A 16,320-nucleotide genomic window follows, 5' to 3' on the forward strand; every position below is an offset into this window, starting at 1 on the left:
ATCGTATTAAACTGAGGGAGTGCAATATTGATAATATTTTGTTTTTCACCTAAAAAAAGAGGAAGATCCTAAATTAACTGAATGCTTTAAATCCTATTTTTTCTCCATAAATTTTATAAAAAAAAGGATCTCAGTCTGAGACCCCTTTTAATAAAATATGGAAACAGATTATACTTATAAACACTTAAGGCTTATACTAAAGTTGGCATTCTTAATAACGAAATTAACCTATCATTAAACTTATTCATTAAGAATGTAGCTTTAATTAACAGAGCAATTAAAACTGAAAATAAGCTCAAAAGTGTTTTCAAAATAATCCCTCCATAGTGAAATCTAGTGTTAAAAATAACACCAGGATTATTTTTACTCCTGAAAATGAATTTTATTCAATTACCTTTTATTAATTGAGGTCGATCCTCCATTTGTGGGGGTTCCTCAAACCAACTATTTTTAATCATTATTTTAACTCCGTCCATCCCATAGAAATAAACATCCTTAGCTATTAATGCTGTTTTCATTGATATATCGTTCCTTAATGTGAAAAATGTCCCAAAACTACTGCCTACAATACTATATCCATTGAGTAAAAAGGTACAATACATCATAAGCTTATCAGAAAATGGTGCAACTGTTGAACTAGTTACTGTGCTTCCAGAAGTGGCTGATAATTGAACATCATTACCTAAAAGAATTTCTTGGAAAATTTTAATTTGTTTTTTTGCTAGTTCCTTCCCTTTTACAAAATATTGTTTCACTTCTTGGTTTTGTGCACACTGGGCAAAACCAGTAATGAGTTGTAATCCAATATTGTTTGTTTCAATTCCATGATGAAGAAAACCTAGCTCAATATCATTTAAAGCCCTCTTTTCATTAAATGGGTCGAAACCTCTTAGGTAGCTTTTGTCTTTAATAAACTCGGTTTTTTTAGGCATCGTTACTTTTGGAGGAAGAGTCAAAATGCCTTTTTGAAGTAAATAAAGAGTAGATAGCTCATAAATATCTTGAGTAACACTGGTAAGTCCCTTGTAAATCCTCATAACATCATCATTGTATGCCATATTCATATTAATGGTGTACATTCCCATGCTTACTTCTTTTAAAATGCGGAGAAACATAATATCAAACCCATTATCATATAACTTAGGAGCTTCTAAGTTAACATCTTCTTTTTTAAAACCATTAGGATAGACAATTCCTTGCTGTTCAAATATTTTTTCAATTTGTAACACAAAATAATTTAACTGTTGCCATAAGCCTCCCAAAATATTTCTAGCTTCCTCATCATCAGCATTTTTCTTAAAATATTCCAATATCCTCAAAATAAGGGTTTTTTCTTGATATGTAAGCCAAAGTGTTCCTATCTCTGAAGAACTTAAGGGGTTTGTTAAAGCCAAAATGATCTTCCTCCATTCCATTTTTAATTGAATATGGTTTTTAGGGTAACAGTTTAAACATCTCTGTTGAGGTACGTTTAATTACTATACTTTCCATTTTCATTTTTATTTTCTCCATTATTTATATTTTTACGAAGATTGTTTTTCCTAGCCTTGCCGATTCATTTGAAAAAAATTACAGTGTTTGAGGTGGATTAAAAATGTTAGCTGGGATTAATTTTTGAGGGTGCTTTATTCAAGATAAGAAAAATGACAAAACTTAAAAAGACCCTGCTCAATCGTTAAAAAAAAGAGGAGAGCGATAATTAATAAGTTATGGATTAGGGTTGACTGGATTAAGGTCAGTATCAGTATTGACACTTCCTAACCATTTTCATTCTCTGTGGTGCAGCACTGATTTTGTGCTGCATGGATGGCTAACGGGGCAGTTTAACACAACAAGAGCTTCCTTTTTAGGAACATTTGCAGGATTAATAATCTTTTGTGTGGAATGTTTAACTTCATACATAGAACATCTGAAAAGGAGTGGGATAAACTATGAAAACACGAGTAACTGAGATTTTTGGAATTAAATATCCAATTGTACAAGGAGGACTTGCCTATCTTGCTTATGCTGAACTGGCGGCTGCTGTTTCGAATGCAGGAGGACTCGGACAAATTACTGCGGCAACGCTACGTTCACCTGAAAAACTTCGGGAGGAAATTCGTAAGGTACGTACACTTACTAATAAGCCATTCGCCGTAAACTTTGCGATTGCGAGGCACGACGGGCAATATCTGGAGTTGCTTGAAGTTGCTATTGAAGAAAAGGTGCCCGCAATTTCTATTACAGGAGCTAATCCCCAACCTATTTTTGAGCGAATAAAAGGAGAAAATATTCGAACGCTTGTCCTTGTAGCTGGCGTTAGACAGGCACAGAAAGCGGAACAACTAGGTGCTGACGCTGTAATGGCGGTTGGACAGGAAGGCGGAGGGCATTTAGGAAGAGACGATATTGGCACAATGGTTCTTACTCCTCGTGTGGTCGATTCCGTATCGATCCCTGTATTGGCAAGTGGAGGTATTGGTGATGGACGAGGTTTATTGGCGGCATTAGCTCTAGGAGCAGAAGGGATTGAAATGGGTACTCGCTTTATTGCTACTCAAGAGTGCGTTAACGCAAACGAGAAATATAAGCAGGCAATTGTTAATGCGAAAGAGTCGGATACAGTAATTATTAAGAGAACAATAGGTTCACCAGGACGGGTCTTGAAAAGTGAATTTACTCTGGATATTATCGAACGTGAAAAAGAAGGAGCAACCTATGAAGATCTGCAAGAAATAATTAGCGGAAAAGCTAATTGCAGATATATCTATGATGGAAATGAAGTTGAAGGTTTTGGATGGGCTGGACAAGTAATCGGACTTATCAACAATATTCCTACTGTTCAGGAGTTATTTGATGAAATGATTCTAACAGCAGAAAAAGGATTGAGCCGTATAGGTAATATTATCGGAGAGCATACCCATCGATAATTTTTAACTATATTTATGGGACGTTATCTGAATCGTTAATGGTTGCTGCGGCAACCATTTTTATTATGAAAGCAAAGATTGTGAAATAATGTACTTAAGCTAACGGGTGCAAGAGTTAAAGATGGAGATCGCTGCTGCGATCTTTTTGCTTGTTGTACTAACCGTCAGGTTAGTTGAAGTAGAGAAATGACTCATTTATGTCGCTTTTGATATAGAAAGCGACATAAAAAATTCCAATCAAGGTATTCTTGAAAGGAATCACGTTTGTTTTTTGTTTTCAAGTTTTGATTTTATGTTGTTATTTTGAGATATGATGATACTGCTGAATATTGTTGTTGCAATAATGCTTAAATTGAAAAAAAGACAACAGCAGCGAAGTTGGTATTATCACGCATAACAGTTCCTCCCTTTATGTTAGGTATAGTTTGTATTAAACATTTAGTTATTATTCGTTATGATTACTTCGAGCATTATATGCAATAGAAGAGAAGGTGCTTGTTCAACTAAAGGGTGCTTTACTTGAATAAGAACAACATAAGAATTCAAAACCAGGTGAAAAAATTCATGAGTGGTAAAAATGGTTGTGTTTATGTCTTCTTGCAAATACTTTTAAAAAATGTTAAACTTTAGAAGAATTATTTTTGTTCGGTGTAAAGGATACTATAAGATTAACTTTTCGTCTTGATGATCACTGAGTGCAAGGATAGTAACACTTTGTGTGCAAAGCACACAGCAGGAGGAAACAAAATGGAACAAGGTAAAGTAAAATGGTTTAACGCAGAAAAAGGTTTCGGATTTATCGAACGTGAAGGTGGAGAAGACGTATTCGTTCATTTCTCAGCTATCCAAGGCGAAGGTTTTAAATCTTTAGACGAAGGTCAAGCAGTTACTTTTGACGTTGAGCAAGGTCAACGTGGAGCTCAAGCAGCTAACGTGCGTAAAGCTGCATAATAAGAACAAACTAAAGCAGGCTCTTTATAGAGTCTGTTTTTTTATTTCTTCTTTTAAAAACAAGCAACCCCACTCACGAATGAGTAGGGCAATGTAAACAAGTAAATCAAATGGTAAACACAGTGTATCACATAATGACGAATTCTTCTAATTACAATTTTAAAGTGCTTTTGTAGAGAGTGGCTATAACTGTGAAGTTTTGTACTTAAACTTATGGGTGCTTTAGTGAAAAATTGGGGGTTGCGGCTGCGATCCTTTTTATTGTGCTAGCTGGCAGTTAAGTTTAACAAAGAATTTTGATAAGTAACAGGAATGGATAATATTGGATATGTATAAACTTATTCCAGACACCAAAAGTACAAGGAGTGGAATTCAAGTGAGAAAAATTTTATTGGCTATGGTAAGCTGTCTTGTTTTATTAGGTGGGGTAGTTGTTTTTGAACATACTCCAAAAGCTGAGGCTAGCATTTCCACTCAAAATGATAAATTAGATTCACTTAAGACTTACAAACAAAAAGCTAAATTCATTTTTTTAGTAGAAGAAAAACTTAAGGAAGAAGGTTATAACTCAACATTAGTTAGAATGCTCTATGCTAGCCAAGATACAGATAAAAGAGAAATTACCATTGAAATTTCAAATAGTGAATATAAGGGAAAGCAAACCAAAGACAAAATAAATAAAGTTATTAATCATATTGCTGAAGTGAATAAACTCGGTTCAATTGTAGTCCACGTTAAAATAATAAAAGGGATAAGCTGACCAGCTTATCCTTTTTTTATCCTGAAACTTAACATTGATGGAAGTAATGCCTTTTTCTTGCCATTCAAAAAATAGCAAGGGTAAGATTGTGAGGAAATGTACTTAAAGTAACGGGTGCTTTAGTTGAACAAGACATTACTCAAGGCCAATCTAAAATTGGTCTTTTTTCTTTGATGAATAATCAACAATAAATTAACAGAGCCCTTTTGAAAAAACTGTTTCATTTAGGTACACCCGAATGAGACCTCCGGCAGCTCACGGCAGAAATATATTTATAGTGTCTCAATTAAATGCCTCAAAACCCGGGATAATATTCTAGTAATTTTTATATAGAAGGGCAAATGAAAAAGGGGGACGCCAGGGTTTCAACTACTAAGTAAAAATATAATATAAAAACATAATTTGTAATAAAATCAAAACATATATCATCATATACATTAATATATAATTTATTATTAAAATCATCTCTAATTTTTTGTTTACTACAACAGATAAGTGGTTAATAGTTCTTTCTTGAGAAGGGATCTTAAAAAAACATAAATTCCGATTGTTATGTAAAAAAGTACTGGCCCTTTAATAACTTAACAAGATGATTACGAATCATAATGAAAGAAGAATAGGTAAATAGAAAAACTCTAACCAAATCGCGGTTAGAGTTTTTGTCTATATAGCATTCAGCCAGGATTTTTGCCGATTTCAAATACTGTAATTATTCCAAAATTCGCCAACCTGAAGGTCCAGAAATAAGTCACCTGAAGGTGACGAGAGCTAATAAAGGTTGGTAGCTATTAAAAGTAAAACGAATAGAAATAGACAGAAGTAAGAAAAAAGGTTGTTAAAAAGTAATACCGAAACAATATGACTAAAGTCTGCTAAAGCTAACAACTATTGTTGGGCGTTTTTACCATATTTAATGCTAATGACTCATTTTTAATATAGTTTTAAGATAGTAATATCTGAATATATCGAAAATAGTATATTTTTGTTAAAATATAAATAGAACAAATATTCGCACTATATAACAATATCATATAAGGGAGTTGAGAGAAAAAATACATATGTATGAGATTGATTCAAACAAATACCACGTGAGTTGTTTGCAATATCATATTGCATTTTTTACAAATAATTACATAGTGCTAGAGAAAGAGGAAATAGACTTTATAAAGTCCTATTTTAGAAACGTCTCCACTCGTCATGAATTTAAAATCGTCGGAATGGAGATCCATGGGTACAGCGTTAGACTAGTTATCAATTGCAAAACGACTCATTACATACCCAATCTCATGAAAGCTCTAAAAGGTGGAACAGCAAGGTTTTTATATAAGGAGTTTCCGGAAACAAAAATAAAAAAGGGTGGTAGTCTGTGGGATCAAAGATATTTTATCTCAACTGACAATCGGCTGCTAGATAACTTGGTACAGGACTACAAGAATTAAAAAAGCCTTTCTTAATAAGGAAGAATCCAATATAAGTCGGGGTTAAACTTCAATAAGAACAGTATTGAATCATAACTTTATGAAGTTATCCTTTTTCAAACATGACCAATTTTTATAGACCCTTTATAGCATCAGTTTTGACCAGAAAGGGGATTATCTTTTGAGAAACGATTCTATCGAAAGATCCGTTAATGCTTCCATGGTCACTATCGCTGATTACATTTTGCAAATGATCGAACAGACTAAAAGGCAGCAAGAATTAGATATAAAAAAGCTCCCAGTTGACGATGAGCTTTCATTATCGATGAAGAGAGGGGAGAAGTCGAGTACGAAATTTATTACGCTTTAATAAAAGAACGACAGCCAGATCTTTTTGAATTAATTGGAGACTGTATAGATATCTTTTCATGGGGTCAGGATAAAAGATTATTTCAAATATTTCAAAATAATGGTCAATTTTATGGTGTTTATAAACAGGAGTTCAAAGAAGCTCACAAAGTTACTGAAGTCTTTCATTCTAAAGAGGAAGTACTTCTGAACACGTTCGGAACCTCCAAATTTGAAAGATTCAGAGGGCATGTACTTTTTCTTTCGAAAGACGGAAAAGCATTCTCTCTCCAGAATAGTCAGCAATTTCGACTGAATTTAATGAAACCTTTTAAAGCCCAAGCATTCTATGAAAATATTGAACAAGCACGATCCTTTATTGTAAAAGACGAACTAAAGAAGGAACCGAAAATTAGAATACAAGCCCTTCGTAGAACGTTAGAGGAATATTATATTCCTTCGGACTTTGTAGGAAAGACTATCACATTAAACAGTATATCTAAAGATAATGAAGAGGTAAGGATCTCTTTTGAAGAGAATGAAATAGAACAAAACATCAGGATACCTAATCTGGATGAAAAATGGTTGGGAAAAATAAGGGACAATCCAAGAATGAATGTAGCCTTTGATGAACTTATCATGGATAGTTGTTCTATTGGAGAAGGTTTTCTTGCCTTTTACGATCTTGAGATAAAGAAAGAGCTTCAAATAAGGCAACAAGATTTTGAGGTGGTCTCAGATGAAGAGGGTTCGTACATTGGGAAGTTAAGTGCGACAGGTGGGGTAAAAAAAATATCACCATACTTCTCTGAAAAGGAGGCCAATGAACAATTAGAAAAGTTGAATCATTATATTCAATTGGAAAAACAGAAAGATAGATACAAGGAAAAAGAAGTGGAACCAAGCATCGAATTCATGGAACTTAGTGAGAAAGACTAAAAGGAGGCAGAGGAAAGTGAAAACGCTCAAAAAATTACAACCCATACTCTTGTTTACAGCCATAGTGTTATGTCTTTATGCGATTCCAGAGCATGCATTTGCAGCTGGCGAGATTGAGGCAAAAGTGAAGGAAGGCCTTAAACAAATTCAATCATTCTTAACAGGAATTGTCGTGATAGTAGGAATCTGTGTAGGTGTCTGGATCATCATTAAAAAATTACCAGGCGTAGACGATCCTCATACGAAAAATGAAATGTTCCGAGGGGTAGGAATGGCACTTGCAGGTGTAGGGCTAGCATCTGCTCTTGTATGGATAGTTCCTTGGGTATATGGGTTATTCGCTTAAATAGAGGGGATTATTATGACTTCAAAAGAAGAAGTGAGAGCAGTTCTAAAAGAATTATTAGGACAAGAAGATTATCGAAAGGGGAAAACATTTGTTTTCCCTGATAATGTAGATCGATCTTATAACATTGTGAAAGGCTTATCGATATCAAATTTTTTAAAATTTATATTGCCGGCAATTTGTTTGGCAGCAGTCATCCTGCTTATCCCACCACACTCATTAGGATTTATGATGGTCAAAATGTTCTTTGTCGCATTGGTGCTATTAGTCTCTTTTATTTTTGCAGTTTTACGTCCCATTACATCTCGATCAAATATAACCTACAGTAACTATTTGAAACTAATTTTTAATTACAACAGTAGACAGAAGTTGTTCTTTATGAAACCAAATAAAAGGGATGAATTTCATGGCTAACAACAAAATGAAAATAGATAGAACACAGTTTGACTTTGAAGTGGAAACCCTTGTAAATAAGGGAAAAAAAACGATTCAAGATCTAAGCGTGATAGAAGGTATATATAAGGATTATGTGCTTTTGAAAAATGGGTACTTAGTTTCCATTTTTCAAGTAAGTGGTATCAATATGGATTTATTAGCTGAGTATGAACAGAATCGATTATTTGAAGACTATGGATCCTTTTTAATGAGCCAAGTCCACGATCAGTTACAAACCATCTCTATGACTGTACCTGTGGATTTGAGATCGTACAATTTAGGTTGGAAAAAACGATATCTTCAAGAACTTGAAAATAAGGACAGTGCTAGAAATGAATATAAGCGAAAATTAATTGCTTCATATATAGATCACTTCCAAGGTATCAGGGTTAAAGAGGAAATGTCCACAAAACAACACTTTATTGTTATGAGGGAGAAAATGAGTAAACGATCTTTTCAGGATTTAGAACGTGCGGAGAGTATTTTAACAAAAAAGGTGGAGGAAATATCAAACTCTTTACAATCTACTTTTGAGACTTACGATGTATCAATTAGAAAATTATCAGAGAAAGATACGTTAATACTGCTTTACCGTTACTTTGATTTTGAGATGTCGAAACTTTACGTTTAGCCACTCTGGAAGGAGAAAATCATGCCATTTTCTATAGCAACACTTTTTCCATCACGAAATCGTAAAAATAAACAAGAAGAACAGATGCAACAATTTCCAGACCTCCTACAAGGAGTGTTAGAGACCGAGGAACTTAATTCTATCTATCCGTTTGTTTGGAAGGAAAATAAGAGTTTCATAGAAAGTGGAGGGAACTTCATTAAAGTGCTGGCCGTTGTTTCTTATCCCAAAGAGCAAAAAGGAAACTGGCTATCAGACTTGAAACGCTTGAAGGGTAACATTTCTTTTGTCCAATATTTAGAGCCTGCTAACTCTGAAGGGATGATTAGTTATTACAATGACTCTATTAAAAATAAGGAGGCTGAACTTTTAAAAACAAGAGATCCAGCTACGCGTATCAGGGTACAATCAGAACTTGATAGTGCCAGATACCAACTCAATCAGGTGTTAACAAACCGTTCCAGCTTTATGTACCTTTACACGTACATTTTCATACAAGCAATATCCCTAGAAGATTTGAAGACTTTAGAGGACAATGTTCAGAGGATTTGTACAAAATTAAGAATGAAAGCTTTAAACCCTCATTATGCTGCACCAATGGCTTTCTGGTCCGCTTTACCCTTAGGAGATAATCAATTAAAAGATTATACCTATCAGATGTGCAACAGTGAAACTGCCTCTTCTTTTTTTCCATTTGATGATTCCGAAATTTGCTACCTTTCCCCAATGGCTCAGGTGGAAGGGATTAATAAGACAACCAATTCCTTAGTAGCGATTGATTATTTAGATACGCAGCGTACATTAAACCAAAACATGGTCGTTATCGGAACTTCCGGTGTTGGTAAATCTACATTTATGGTTCAGAAGATTCTTCGCTGCTACGCAATGGGAATAAAAGTATATATCATTGATCCGGAAAGTGAGTACTCCCATATCGTGAAAAGCCTAGGTGGAGAAGTAGTCCACCTAAGCAGTAATAGTAGGACAAAGATCAATCCCTTGGAGATATTTTCAACAGAAATTACAGACACCGAAGATTTTAACACGGATGCAGAATTCGTTAGAGACCTTGTCAAACAGAAGGTTCAACGCCTTAAGGCGTTTTTTAAAGTATTAAAAGCCGATTTAACACAGGTTGAGTCTAGTATTTTAGACAAAACACTAACCCATCTTTATAATCGCTTTTCAATCAATGAAGAGATTGATTTTAAAAATCTGAAAGCCACTGACTATCCCATTCTTCAAGATTTTTACAATGATTTAGGGGAACTAAAGGAAAATGATATCGAACGGTATGAAAAAATCCAAGATTTTTATTTTATATTAGAAAGTTATGTTCATGGCTCAAACTCATTATTTAATGGTCACACGAACGTGAATATCAATAATTCCTTATTTTCCTTTAATTTAAAATCACTTCAAAATGAAGTAGATGTACAGGCGGCCTGTTACTTTAACATTTTCGGCTTTCTCTGGGACGAAGTAACAAAAACAAAAGATGAGTTAATTTATTTATTTATTGATGAGTTTCACTTCTTATCCAAAAATCCTGAATCTATGAGGTTTTTCTATCAAGCCTATAAACGATTTAGGAAATACAATGCTGGAGCGATCGCAGGTACACAACAAATTATCGATGTTCTTGATACCACTGATAACCTGGGGGCTGCCATGATTGAAAACAGTCATACAAAAGTATTTTTTGGTCTAGACAATAAAGGGGTAGACGATGTAGTGAAAAAGATTAATCTATCCTTTTCTGATGAAGAGATTTCCTTATTACGTGCAAAACGACAAGGAGAAGCGTTAATTACATATGGATCTCAACGTGCTTTTATCAGGGTGGAGCTTACACAAGAAGAACTTCGTCTTTGGAATAAAAAACGATATTTTGAAAAGTATGGGTTGGATCCTGACGAAATCCCAGACTATGAAGCTAGGAACGAAATGACTCCAATTGAAAAAGAGGAAGTCCGAAATTTTGTTCTGTAAAGGAAGGAAATTATGGTGAAAATCCAATTATTCGAATTCGGAACGTTATTTATTCATCAAAATAACCACTATCGTTTGGAAATACCTGAAAACAAGGTGTTGGCTGAACGAATTGAAGATTTAAAAGATCTTCAAGAAGATTCACCTGATTTCTTTTCTCTAAGTGATATAAAAAAAGGAAAACATCGATTTATTCTCAACTATGTGATGGAGGAAGATTACCAACCACTTATTAAAGCAAAAGAATATTCTCGTGTACTGCGTCTGGCCTTAGTAAAAGAGTTGTTGGAGATGGATCCGTTAAATAAAGTAAAAGAGATAGTATTGATGCATCCCAGAAATATTTTCTTTAGAGATATGAAAACACTAAAGTTTCTATATAGAAGCAATCAATGGTTACCCTATGATAACCATATAGAAAAGCTGGAACAGTATAAAATTTTAATTATCTCTATGTTTTCACGTTTCACCTATGAAAAATATAAACGAGAAAAAGGTAATCTCTTAAAGAAGGAAAAAGATGAATTTCTATTTAGAATTGACAATGCTGAATCTGTTGAGGATTTGAAAGAATTGATTTCCAAGAGACTGCAGAAGGAAGAAACCAATCATTTCATCGGATTGGAAACGGAACAACAAAAAACCAAGAAGCAAAAGAGGATCATGGCGGGTATATCGATTGGGATTTGTGCTTCTGCCTTTGTTTTAGCTCTTTTTCTTAACCAATCAGCAGTAAATAGAATTCAATCGGTCCATGCGATGGAACTTAAAAAGGCTGAACAAGAATCAAAGTTTTATAAAATGCTCAGTGAAGAAAAATTCGATGAAGCCATTTCCTTTTTGAAAAAAAATAATGGCAGTAATAAAGAGATTGCCATTGTGTACCTTAAAAAGGGTGAGTATCAAAAGGCGATTGATTCCGATAAACGTTTAATTAAACCCACTGTGGAGGCCTTATATACAGTGAATAATAAGGATGAAATACTTGGGTTAAAAGCTGAAAGTGATTATTTGGAGATCGAAAAGAAAATACTAACTTATGATTACAGCACTTTGTTATCAATGCAAGCATTTGCAAAAGATAAAGACCAACTGCTTCGTATAGGCAAAGCATTTACAGAACATGGAGATCTTGAAGATGCTAGAAGTTTAAATGAAAGGCTGAAAAGCAAAGAGTTAGAGAGTGCTATAAGAAAAAAAGAATTGAAAAATCAAGTTGCTACCTTAGAACAACAAATAAAAGAGATTAACGAAAACGTAACACCAGAGGACAAACAAAAAGAGCTTGATCCCATAAATAAGGAACTTGAAAACGCGAAAGCTGAGATAGAGAAAATCAATAAAGAATTGTGGTGAAAATAAGTGTCAGCATTAGTGGCTGTGAAGGGATCCGTTTTTGTTATTAGGAACTGGAGGCAAATCACGGTAGGAGTCGTTTTTGCTTTCATACTCATGTCCGGTTTGCTACTTGGAATGAATACCTCTGAACAACAACAGATTGAGAAAATTAATTCACCATTTGGCGCAGCTGATGTCCCACCAAATATTGCGCAATGGAGAGGATTAATTAGTGAATATACGTCCAAATATGGAATACCAGAATACACAGATTTCCTTCTAGCTCTTATGTATCAAGAATTAGGGAATTCTCAAACGTTAGATATTATGCAAAGTTCCGAATCTGCTGGGTTGCCACCCAACTCTATACAAGATCCTGTGATGTCCGTCAATTTAGGTGTTCAACATTTTAAATCAGTGTTAAAACAAGGGCAAAAAGCTGGAGTTGATTTTGCTGCTATCGTTCAATCTTATAACTTTGGTTCTGGTTACCTTAATTTTGTTGCCTCAAATGGAGGGAAACATTCAGTCGAATTAGCTCAAGCGTTCTCCTTGAGTCAATCTAGCAAACTAGGATGGAGCTGTTCGGATTGGAGAGCGCCTTACTGTTACGGCGACTTTACATATGTACAAAAAGTGATGGAAAATCTAATGCCTACCAGTATGGTTGTAGGTGGTGGAGATGTTTCTCCATTGGGGGAACAAGCATTTAATGTGATTATTTCAGAAGCACAAAAATATGTAGGTTGGCCTTATGTATGGGGAGGTGCATACCCTAATACAGGATTTGATTGCTCAGGCTTTACACAATGGACATTTGCTCAGGCTGGCATAAAACTACCTCGAACAGCTCAGGAACAGTACGATGTATCTTCAAAAATCTCACCTGCTGAAGCTAAGCCCGGCGACTTTGTCTTTTATACTGGTACATATGAGACCGACAAATACATCACACATATAGGCATATACATGGGAAACGGAATAATGTTTGATTCAAATGGTTCAGGTATAGGAAACCATGACATTAATTCTCCTTACTGGCAATCCCATCTGGTTGGTTTTGGTAGAGTGATCCATTAGGAGGAAAACACCTTGATTAAATTATTGGCTGTTCTGCTTGGAATATCTATTTTAGCAAATGTGATCTTGGGATTTATGTACATTGGTCAAAGAACAATGGTCACCCAAGCAGAGGAAATAAACAAAGAAACCAAAAAACAGATGGTTCAGTTAAAAAACGAATCGCATAAAAAGGAAAAAGCACTTACTACCTTTCAACAGAATGAAGCCTTTTATGAAATTGAACATAGTGAAGAGATTAAAAGTTTTGTAGATGGAACTTTTAGAGAATTATTTAATTACGATAACAAAAATTATGCTGCCCGTTTTGATCAGGTCCGCGATAAACTAGCAGAGTCCGTCATTTCAAAACTAAAAGCTTCTGGAGAAATGGGAAGTACACAAATTGAATTCAAAAATGAGGTGCAGGCTTTAAATGTCTATCTAAGTGCGGTTGAAAAGAACCAAGCAATAGCTCTTGTAAACATGGAAACACAATACTCAGTGGGCGGAAGCCAATTCCCAAGAAAAAACCAAATGTATGAAGTAACGCTTGCTCAAAGCGGAGATAGATGGTTAGTTGATAAATTAGAGTTAATGGGATCTTTCGAACCCTTTGAAGAGAACTAGTTATGCAGTGATTAAAAGGTAATCCAAAAGGAGAGAAACCCATGAAAATGTTTGGTATTCGACTATTGTTAACGATCTTTTTATTGGTCCTTCTAGAACTGGTCGTAATCAATATAGCTGGAATTCTCCCATTTATTGCAGTACACAAGGCAAATATATCTGGTGCCCCATATATGGATTTCATAACAGAAAACCTGCTGCATCCGATTGAGAGTTCTACACTTATGGTTGAAGAGAAAAATCCGCTTTTCTTCTTAGGTAGTGTGGCAGTGCTCCTTTTATCCTTCTATGCTGCTTTTTTTATGAAAGGTGCCAAAGGTAAATATCAGTTAGCAGACAAATACGGTGTTCATGGATCAAGTAGATTCGCTCACAAGCATGAAATATTTAAACATGGCGAGACAATTAGGGTTCCAATAAAACAACTTATGAAAGATCTTGAAGCAAGTATGCTAGATACGAAAGGGGAGAAGTAAAATGGCTGTAAATTACATGGACAATAACGGAATCATAGCTGGTATTTTGAATCATGCGGTTATTGTCCAGCCTACAAATTCAAACCTTCCTAACAGAAATCACTTTGTAGCCGGTGGTCCAGGATCCTCCAAAACACAAGGATATGTCGTAACCAATGTGTTACACGAAAAAGAGTGTTCCTTAGTCGTTACAGATCCCAAAGGTGAGGTGTATGAAATGACGTCTGAGGTTAAACGAAGGCAAGGATATGAAGTTCATGTGGTGAATTTTTCAGAAATGGAGTACTCAGATCGCTATAATCCTTTTGATTATGTCAGGGAGGAAATCCAGGCATCCACGGTGGCCAATGCGATTGTTGCATCTAAAAATGATCCTAAACGAAAAGATTTTTGGTACAATGCTCAATTTAGCTTGTTAAAAGCATTAATCTTGTATGCGGTTCACGAGTTGCCGCCCAATCAACGGAACATGAAAGGTGTTTTGGATTTTTTACAAGAATTTGATCCAGAAGAAAGCAATGATGGTGCTAGTGAATTAGATGAGCAATTTTTAAGACTAGATAAATCGCATCCAGCAAGAAGAGCATATGAGTTAGGTTTTAAAAAGTCCCAAGAAAAAACTCGCGCAAACATTATCATTTCTTTACTCACCACAATTGGAGACTTTACTTCCAGTTCGGTTTCACGGTTTACGAGTTTCTCAGATTTCTTCTTAGGAGATGTGGGAAAAAGGAAAATAGCTTTATATGTCATTATTCCTGTAATGGATTCTACATGGGAAGGCCTAATTAATTTATTTTTTAATCAAATGTTTCAGGAATTGTATAAAGTAGGGGCTAAAAACAGGGCAAAACTCCCTCATCCTGTGGTTTTTATCTTAGACGAATTCCCGAATTTAGGGAAGTTTCCGGACTATGAAAGGTTCTTAGCAACCTGTCGTGGGTACGGAATTGGTGTTCTTACGATTGTTCAAAACATAACTCAATTGCAAGAAAAATATGGGCGGGAACAAGCTGAATCCATTTTAGGTAACTGTGGAACAAAAATTTGCTTAGGGAATGTAAACGAAACAACCGCAAAATACTTTTCACAGTTAATGGGGAAAACAACCGCTAAAGTAGAGACAGGTTCGTCTTCAGAATCTAAAGGGAAATCATCAAGTACTTCTTCTTCATCTAGTTACTCATATGCAGCACGGAACCTAATGAATGAAGATGAAATTCTAACCATGCATAAAGATGATTGCATTATTATCATTACTGGAAAACACCCAATAAAGGCGAAAAAGGCGTACCAATATCTCTTGTTTCCAAATATTACAAACTCATTTTATGTTAGTCAATTAGACTATCAAAATAGCCCTTCACAAGAGGTGTTACACTGGTTTGAAGAGAAAAAAGGGGAATACGAAGAATACATTGAATCGGATGAGTGGAAAGTAGCGTTACAAAAAGCTGAGATTAAATTGCATGAAAAACAAATAAAAGAAGCTGAGAAAGAGGCAGAAAAGCAAGAAGAGCTTGCCATGAGCTTTTTTTCTCAAATGAATTCAACTCCAAGCGTTAATCCATCAAAAGAGGGGAGCCCTTTAAATTGAAAAAAATAGCAATGCTTATACTTGTATTAATGGTAAGTACATTTCTTGCAGCTTGTAATGGAAGTGGAAATCAATTTGATCCAAAGGTTGAGCAAGAAAAAGCTACAAAGGTAATGAATAGTGTTTTAACTTCCTTTAATGATGAAGAAAAGTTAGCTGAAGCAAAAACACGTGATGAAGCAAATCAAATTGCATGGGAGAAAATTAAGGGGAAAAATGCTAAGGCAATCTCTAAGGATCTAAGCGAAAAAGGTCAAAAACTACTATTATATATATTAACTGTAAACAAAGCGGAAGACCTACCAAACGGTGAAACAAAATCAAACTTATTATTTAGTCAAGGTGCGAAAGTAAAAAGTGTCAGTTTAAATGAAACTGAAAAAAAGTTCACTTTTGATATGGAACGTTACGAGATTGATCATAAATTAATCACCCTAGAAAAGCAGGAAGGTGTTTGGAAAATTGTAAAAGTTGAAGACCCTAAATAAGAG

At 34.9% G+C, this 16,320-nt stretch carries 17 protein-coding genes; 16 read left to right on the forward strand and 1 reads right to left on the reverse strand.

Features of this window, described 5'->3' with window-relative positions; translation table 11 throughout:
• Positions 1-386: 386 nt before the first annotated feature.
• Positions 387-1,394 carry a DUF3231 family protein gene (locus J7E67_RS20255; RefSeq protein WP_251026895.1) on the reverse strand — a complete coding sequence of 336 codons (1,008 nt, stop codon included), beginning with the start codon at positions 1,392-1,394 and terminating at the stop codon, positions 387-389.
• A gap of 537 nt (positions 1,395-1,931) precedes the next feature.
• Between J7E67_RS20255 and J7E67_RS20260 the strand changes: the two genes are divergently transcribed.
• The 16 genes from J7E67_RS20260 to J7E67_RS20335 all read left to right on the forward strand — a co-directional run bounded on the left by J7E67_RS20260 (position 1,932) and on the right by J7E67_RS20335 (position 16,317).
• Entirely contained in the window at positions 1,932-2,909 is a 978-nt protein-coding gene (locus J7E67_RS20260) for an NAD(P)H-dependent flavin oxidoreductase (protein WP_214732746.1), read from the forward strand.
• Between the two features lie 747 nt (positions 2,910-3,656).
• Positions 3,657-3,860, forward strand: a complete 204-nt coding sequence (locus J7E67_RS20265) for a cold-shock protein (protein WP_214713511.1) — start codon at positions 3,657-3,659, stop codon at positions 3,858-3,860.
• A gap of 376 nt (positions 3,861-4,236) precedes the next feature.
• Positions 4,237-4,620 (forward strand): hypothetical protein, encoded by a 384-nt coding sequence (locus J7E67_RS20270; RefSeq protein WP_214732747.1) that lies wholly within the window; start codon positions 4,237-4,239, stop codon positions 4,618-4,620.
• A 1,058-nt stretch (positions 4,621-5,678) separates the two neighbouring features.
• The gene (gene tnpA / locus J7E67_RS32345) at positions 5,679-6,059 is read left to right on the forward strand and encodes an IS200/IS605 family transposase (protein WP_214714003.1); all 381 of its coding nucleotides are present in this window, start codon (positions 5,679-5,681) and stop codon (positions 6,057-6,059) included.
• 160 nt (positions 6,060-6,219) lie between these two features.
• Positions 6,220-6,408: a hypothetical protein gene (locus J7E67_RS20280; RefSeq protein WP_214732748.1), complete on the forward strand. Its 189-nt coding sequence runs from the start codon at positions 6,220-6,222 to the stop codon at positions 6,406-6,408.
• A 299-nt stretch (positions 6,409-6,707) separates the two neighbouring features.
• Positions 6,708-7,325 carry a hypothetical protein gene (locus J7E67_RS20285; protein ID WP_214732749.1) on the forward strand — a complete coding sequence of 206 codons (618 nt, stop codon included), beginning with the start codon at positions 6,708-6,710 and terminating at the stop codon, positions 7,323-7,325.
• 16 nt (positions 7,326-7,341) lie between these two features.
• Positions 7,342-7,671: a CagC family type IV secretion system protein gene (locus J7E67_RS20290; RefSeq protein WP_308160517.1), complete on the forward strand. Its 330-nt coding sequence runs from the start codon at positions 7,342-7,344 to the stop codon at positions 7,669-7,671.
• Positions 7,672-7,686: 15 nt separating this feature from the next.
• Complete coding sequence (locus J7E67_RS20295) at positions 7,687-8,085, forward strand: hypothetical protein (RefSeq protein WP_214714007.1); 399 nt, start codon at positions 7,687-7,689, stop codon at positions 8,083-8,085.
• Entirely contained in the window at positions 8,078-8,737 is a 660-nt protein-coding gene (trsD, locus tag J7E67_RS20300; RefSeq protein ID WP_214732750.1) for a TrsD/TraD family conjugative transfer protein, read from the forward strand. The genes J7E67_RS20295 and trsD overlap by 8 nt, the downstream gene beginning before the upstream one ends.
• Before the next feature lie 21 nt (positions 8,738-8,758).
• A complete protein-coding gene (locus tag J7E67_RS20305; protein WP_214714011.1) occupies positions 8,759-10,729 on the forward strand; it encodes a VirB4 family type IV secretion system protein in 1,971 nt (656 codons plus the stop codon).
• 12 nt (positions 10,730-10,741) lie between these two features.
• Complete coding sequence (locus J7E67_RS20310; RefSeq protein WP_214732751.1) at positions 10,742-12,085, forward strand: type VII secretion protein EssB/YukC; 1,344 nt, start codon at positions 10,742-10,744, stop codon at positions 12,083-12,085.
• 6 nt (positions 12,086-12,091) lie between these two features.
• A complete protein-coding gene (locus J7E67_RS20315) occupies positions 12,092-13,147 on the forward strand; it encodes a bifunctional lytic transglycosylase/C40 family peptidase (protein ID WP_214732752.1) in 1,056 nt (351 codons plus the stop codon).
• A 12-nt stretch (positions 13,148-13,159) separates the two neighbouring features.
• Entirely contained in the window at positions 13,160-13,756 is a 597-nt protein-coding gene (locus tag J7E67_RS20320) for a hypothetical protein (protein WP_214732753.1), read from the forward strand.
• A 41-nt stretch (positions 13,757-13,797) separates the two neighbouring features.
• Complete coding sequence (locus tag J7E67_RS20325; protein ID WP_214732754.1) at positions 13,798-14,232, forward strand: hypothetical protein; 435 nt, start codon at positions 13,798-13,800, stop codon at positions 14,230-14,232.
• 1 nt (position 14,233) lies between these two features.
• Positions 14,234-15,829, forward strand: a complete 1,596-nt coding sequence (locus tag J7E67_RS20330; RefSeq protein WP_214732755.1) for a VirD4-like conjugal transfer protein, CD1115 family — start codon at positions 14,234-14,236, stop codon at positions 15,827-15,829.
• The gene (locus J7E67_RS20335) at positions 15,826-16,317 is read left to right on the forward strand and encodes a hypothetical protein (RefSeq protein ID WP_214732756.1); all 492 of its coding nucleotides are present in this window, start codon (positions 15,826-15,828) and stop codon (positions 16,315-16,317) included. The genes J7E67_RS20330 and J7E67_RS20335 overlap by 4 nt, the downstream gene beginning before the upstream one ends.
• Positions 16,318-16,320 lie beyond the last annotated feature (3 nt).

The organism is Bacillus sp. ISL-46, from assembly GCF_018613205.1.

Coding starts and splice junctions, on each gene's coding strand:
- J7E67_RS20260 (WP_214732746.1), top strand. CDS start 1,932: ATGAAAACACGAGTAACTGAGATTTTTGGAATTAAATATCCAATTGTA.
- J7E67_RS20265 (WP_214713511.1), top strand. CDS start 3,657: ATGGAACAAGGTAAAGTAAAATGGTTTAACGCAGAAAAAGGTTTCGGA.
- tnpA (WP_214714003.1), top strand. CDS start 5,679: ATGTATGAGATTGATTCAAACAAATACCACGTGAGTTGTTTGCAATAT.
- J7E67_RS20295 (WP_214714007.1), top strand. CDS start 7,687: ATGACTTCAAAAGAAGAAGTGAGAGCAGTTCTAAAAGAATTATTAGGA.
- J7E67_RS20310 (WP_214732751.1), top strand. CDS start 10,742: ATGGTGAAAATCCAATTATTCGAATTCGGAACGTTATTTATTCATCAA.
- J7E67_RS20330 (WP_214732755.1), top strand. CDS start 14,234: ATGGCTGTAAATTACATGGACAATAACGGAATCATAGCTGGTATTTTG.
- J7E67_RS20285 (WP_214732749.1), top strand. CDS start 6,708: ATGAAACCTTTTAAAGCCCAAGCATTCTATGAAAATATTGAACAAGCA.
- J7E67_RS20305 (WP_214714011.1), top strand. CDS start 8,759: ATGCCATTTTCTATAGCAACACTTTTTCCATCACGAAATCGTAAAAAT.
- trsD (WP_214732750.1), top strand. CDS start 8,078: ATGGCTAACAACAAAATGAAAATAGATAGAACACAGTTTGACTTTGAA.
- J7E67_RS20325 (WP_214732754.1), top strand. CDS start 13,798: ATGAAAATGTTTGGTATTCGACTATTGTTAACGATCTTTTTATTGGTC.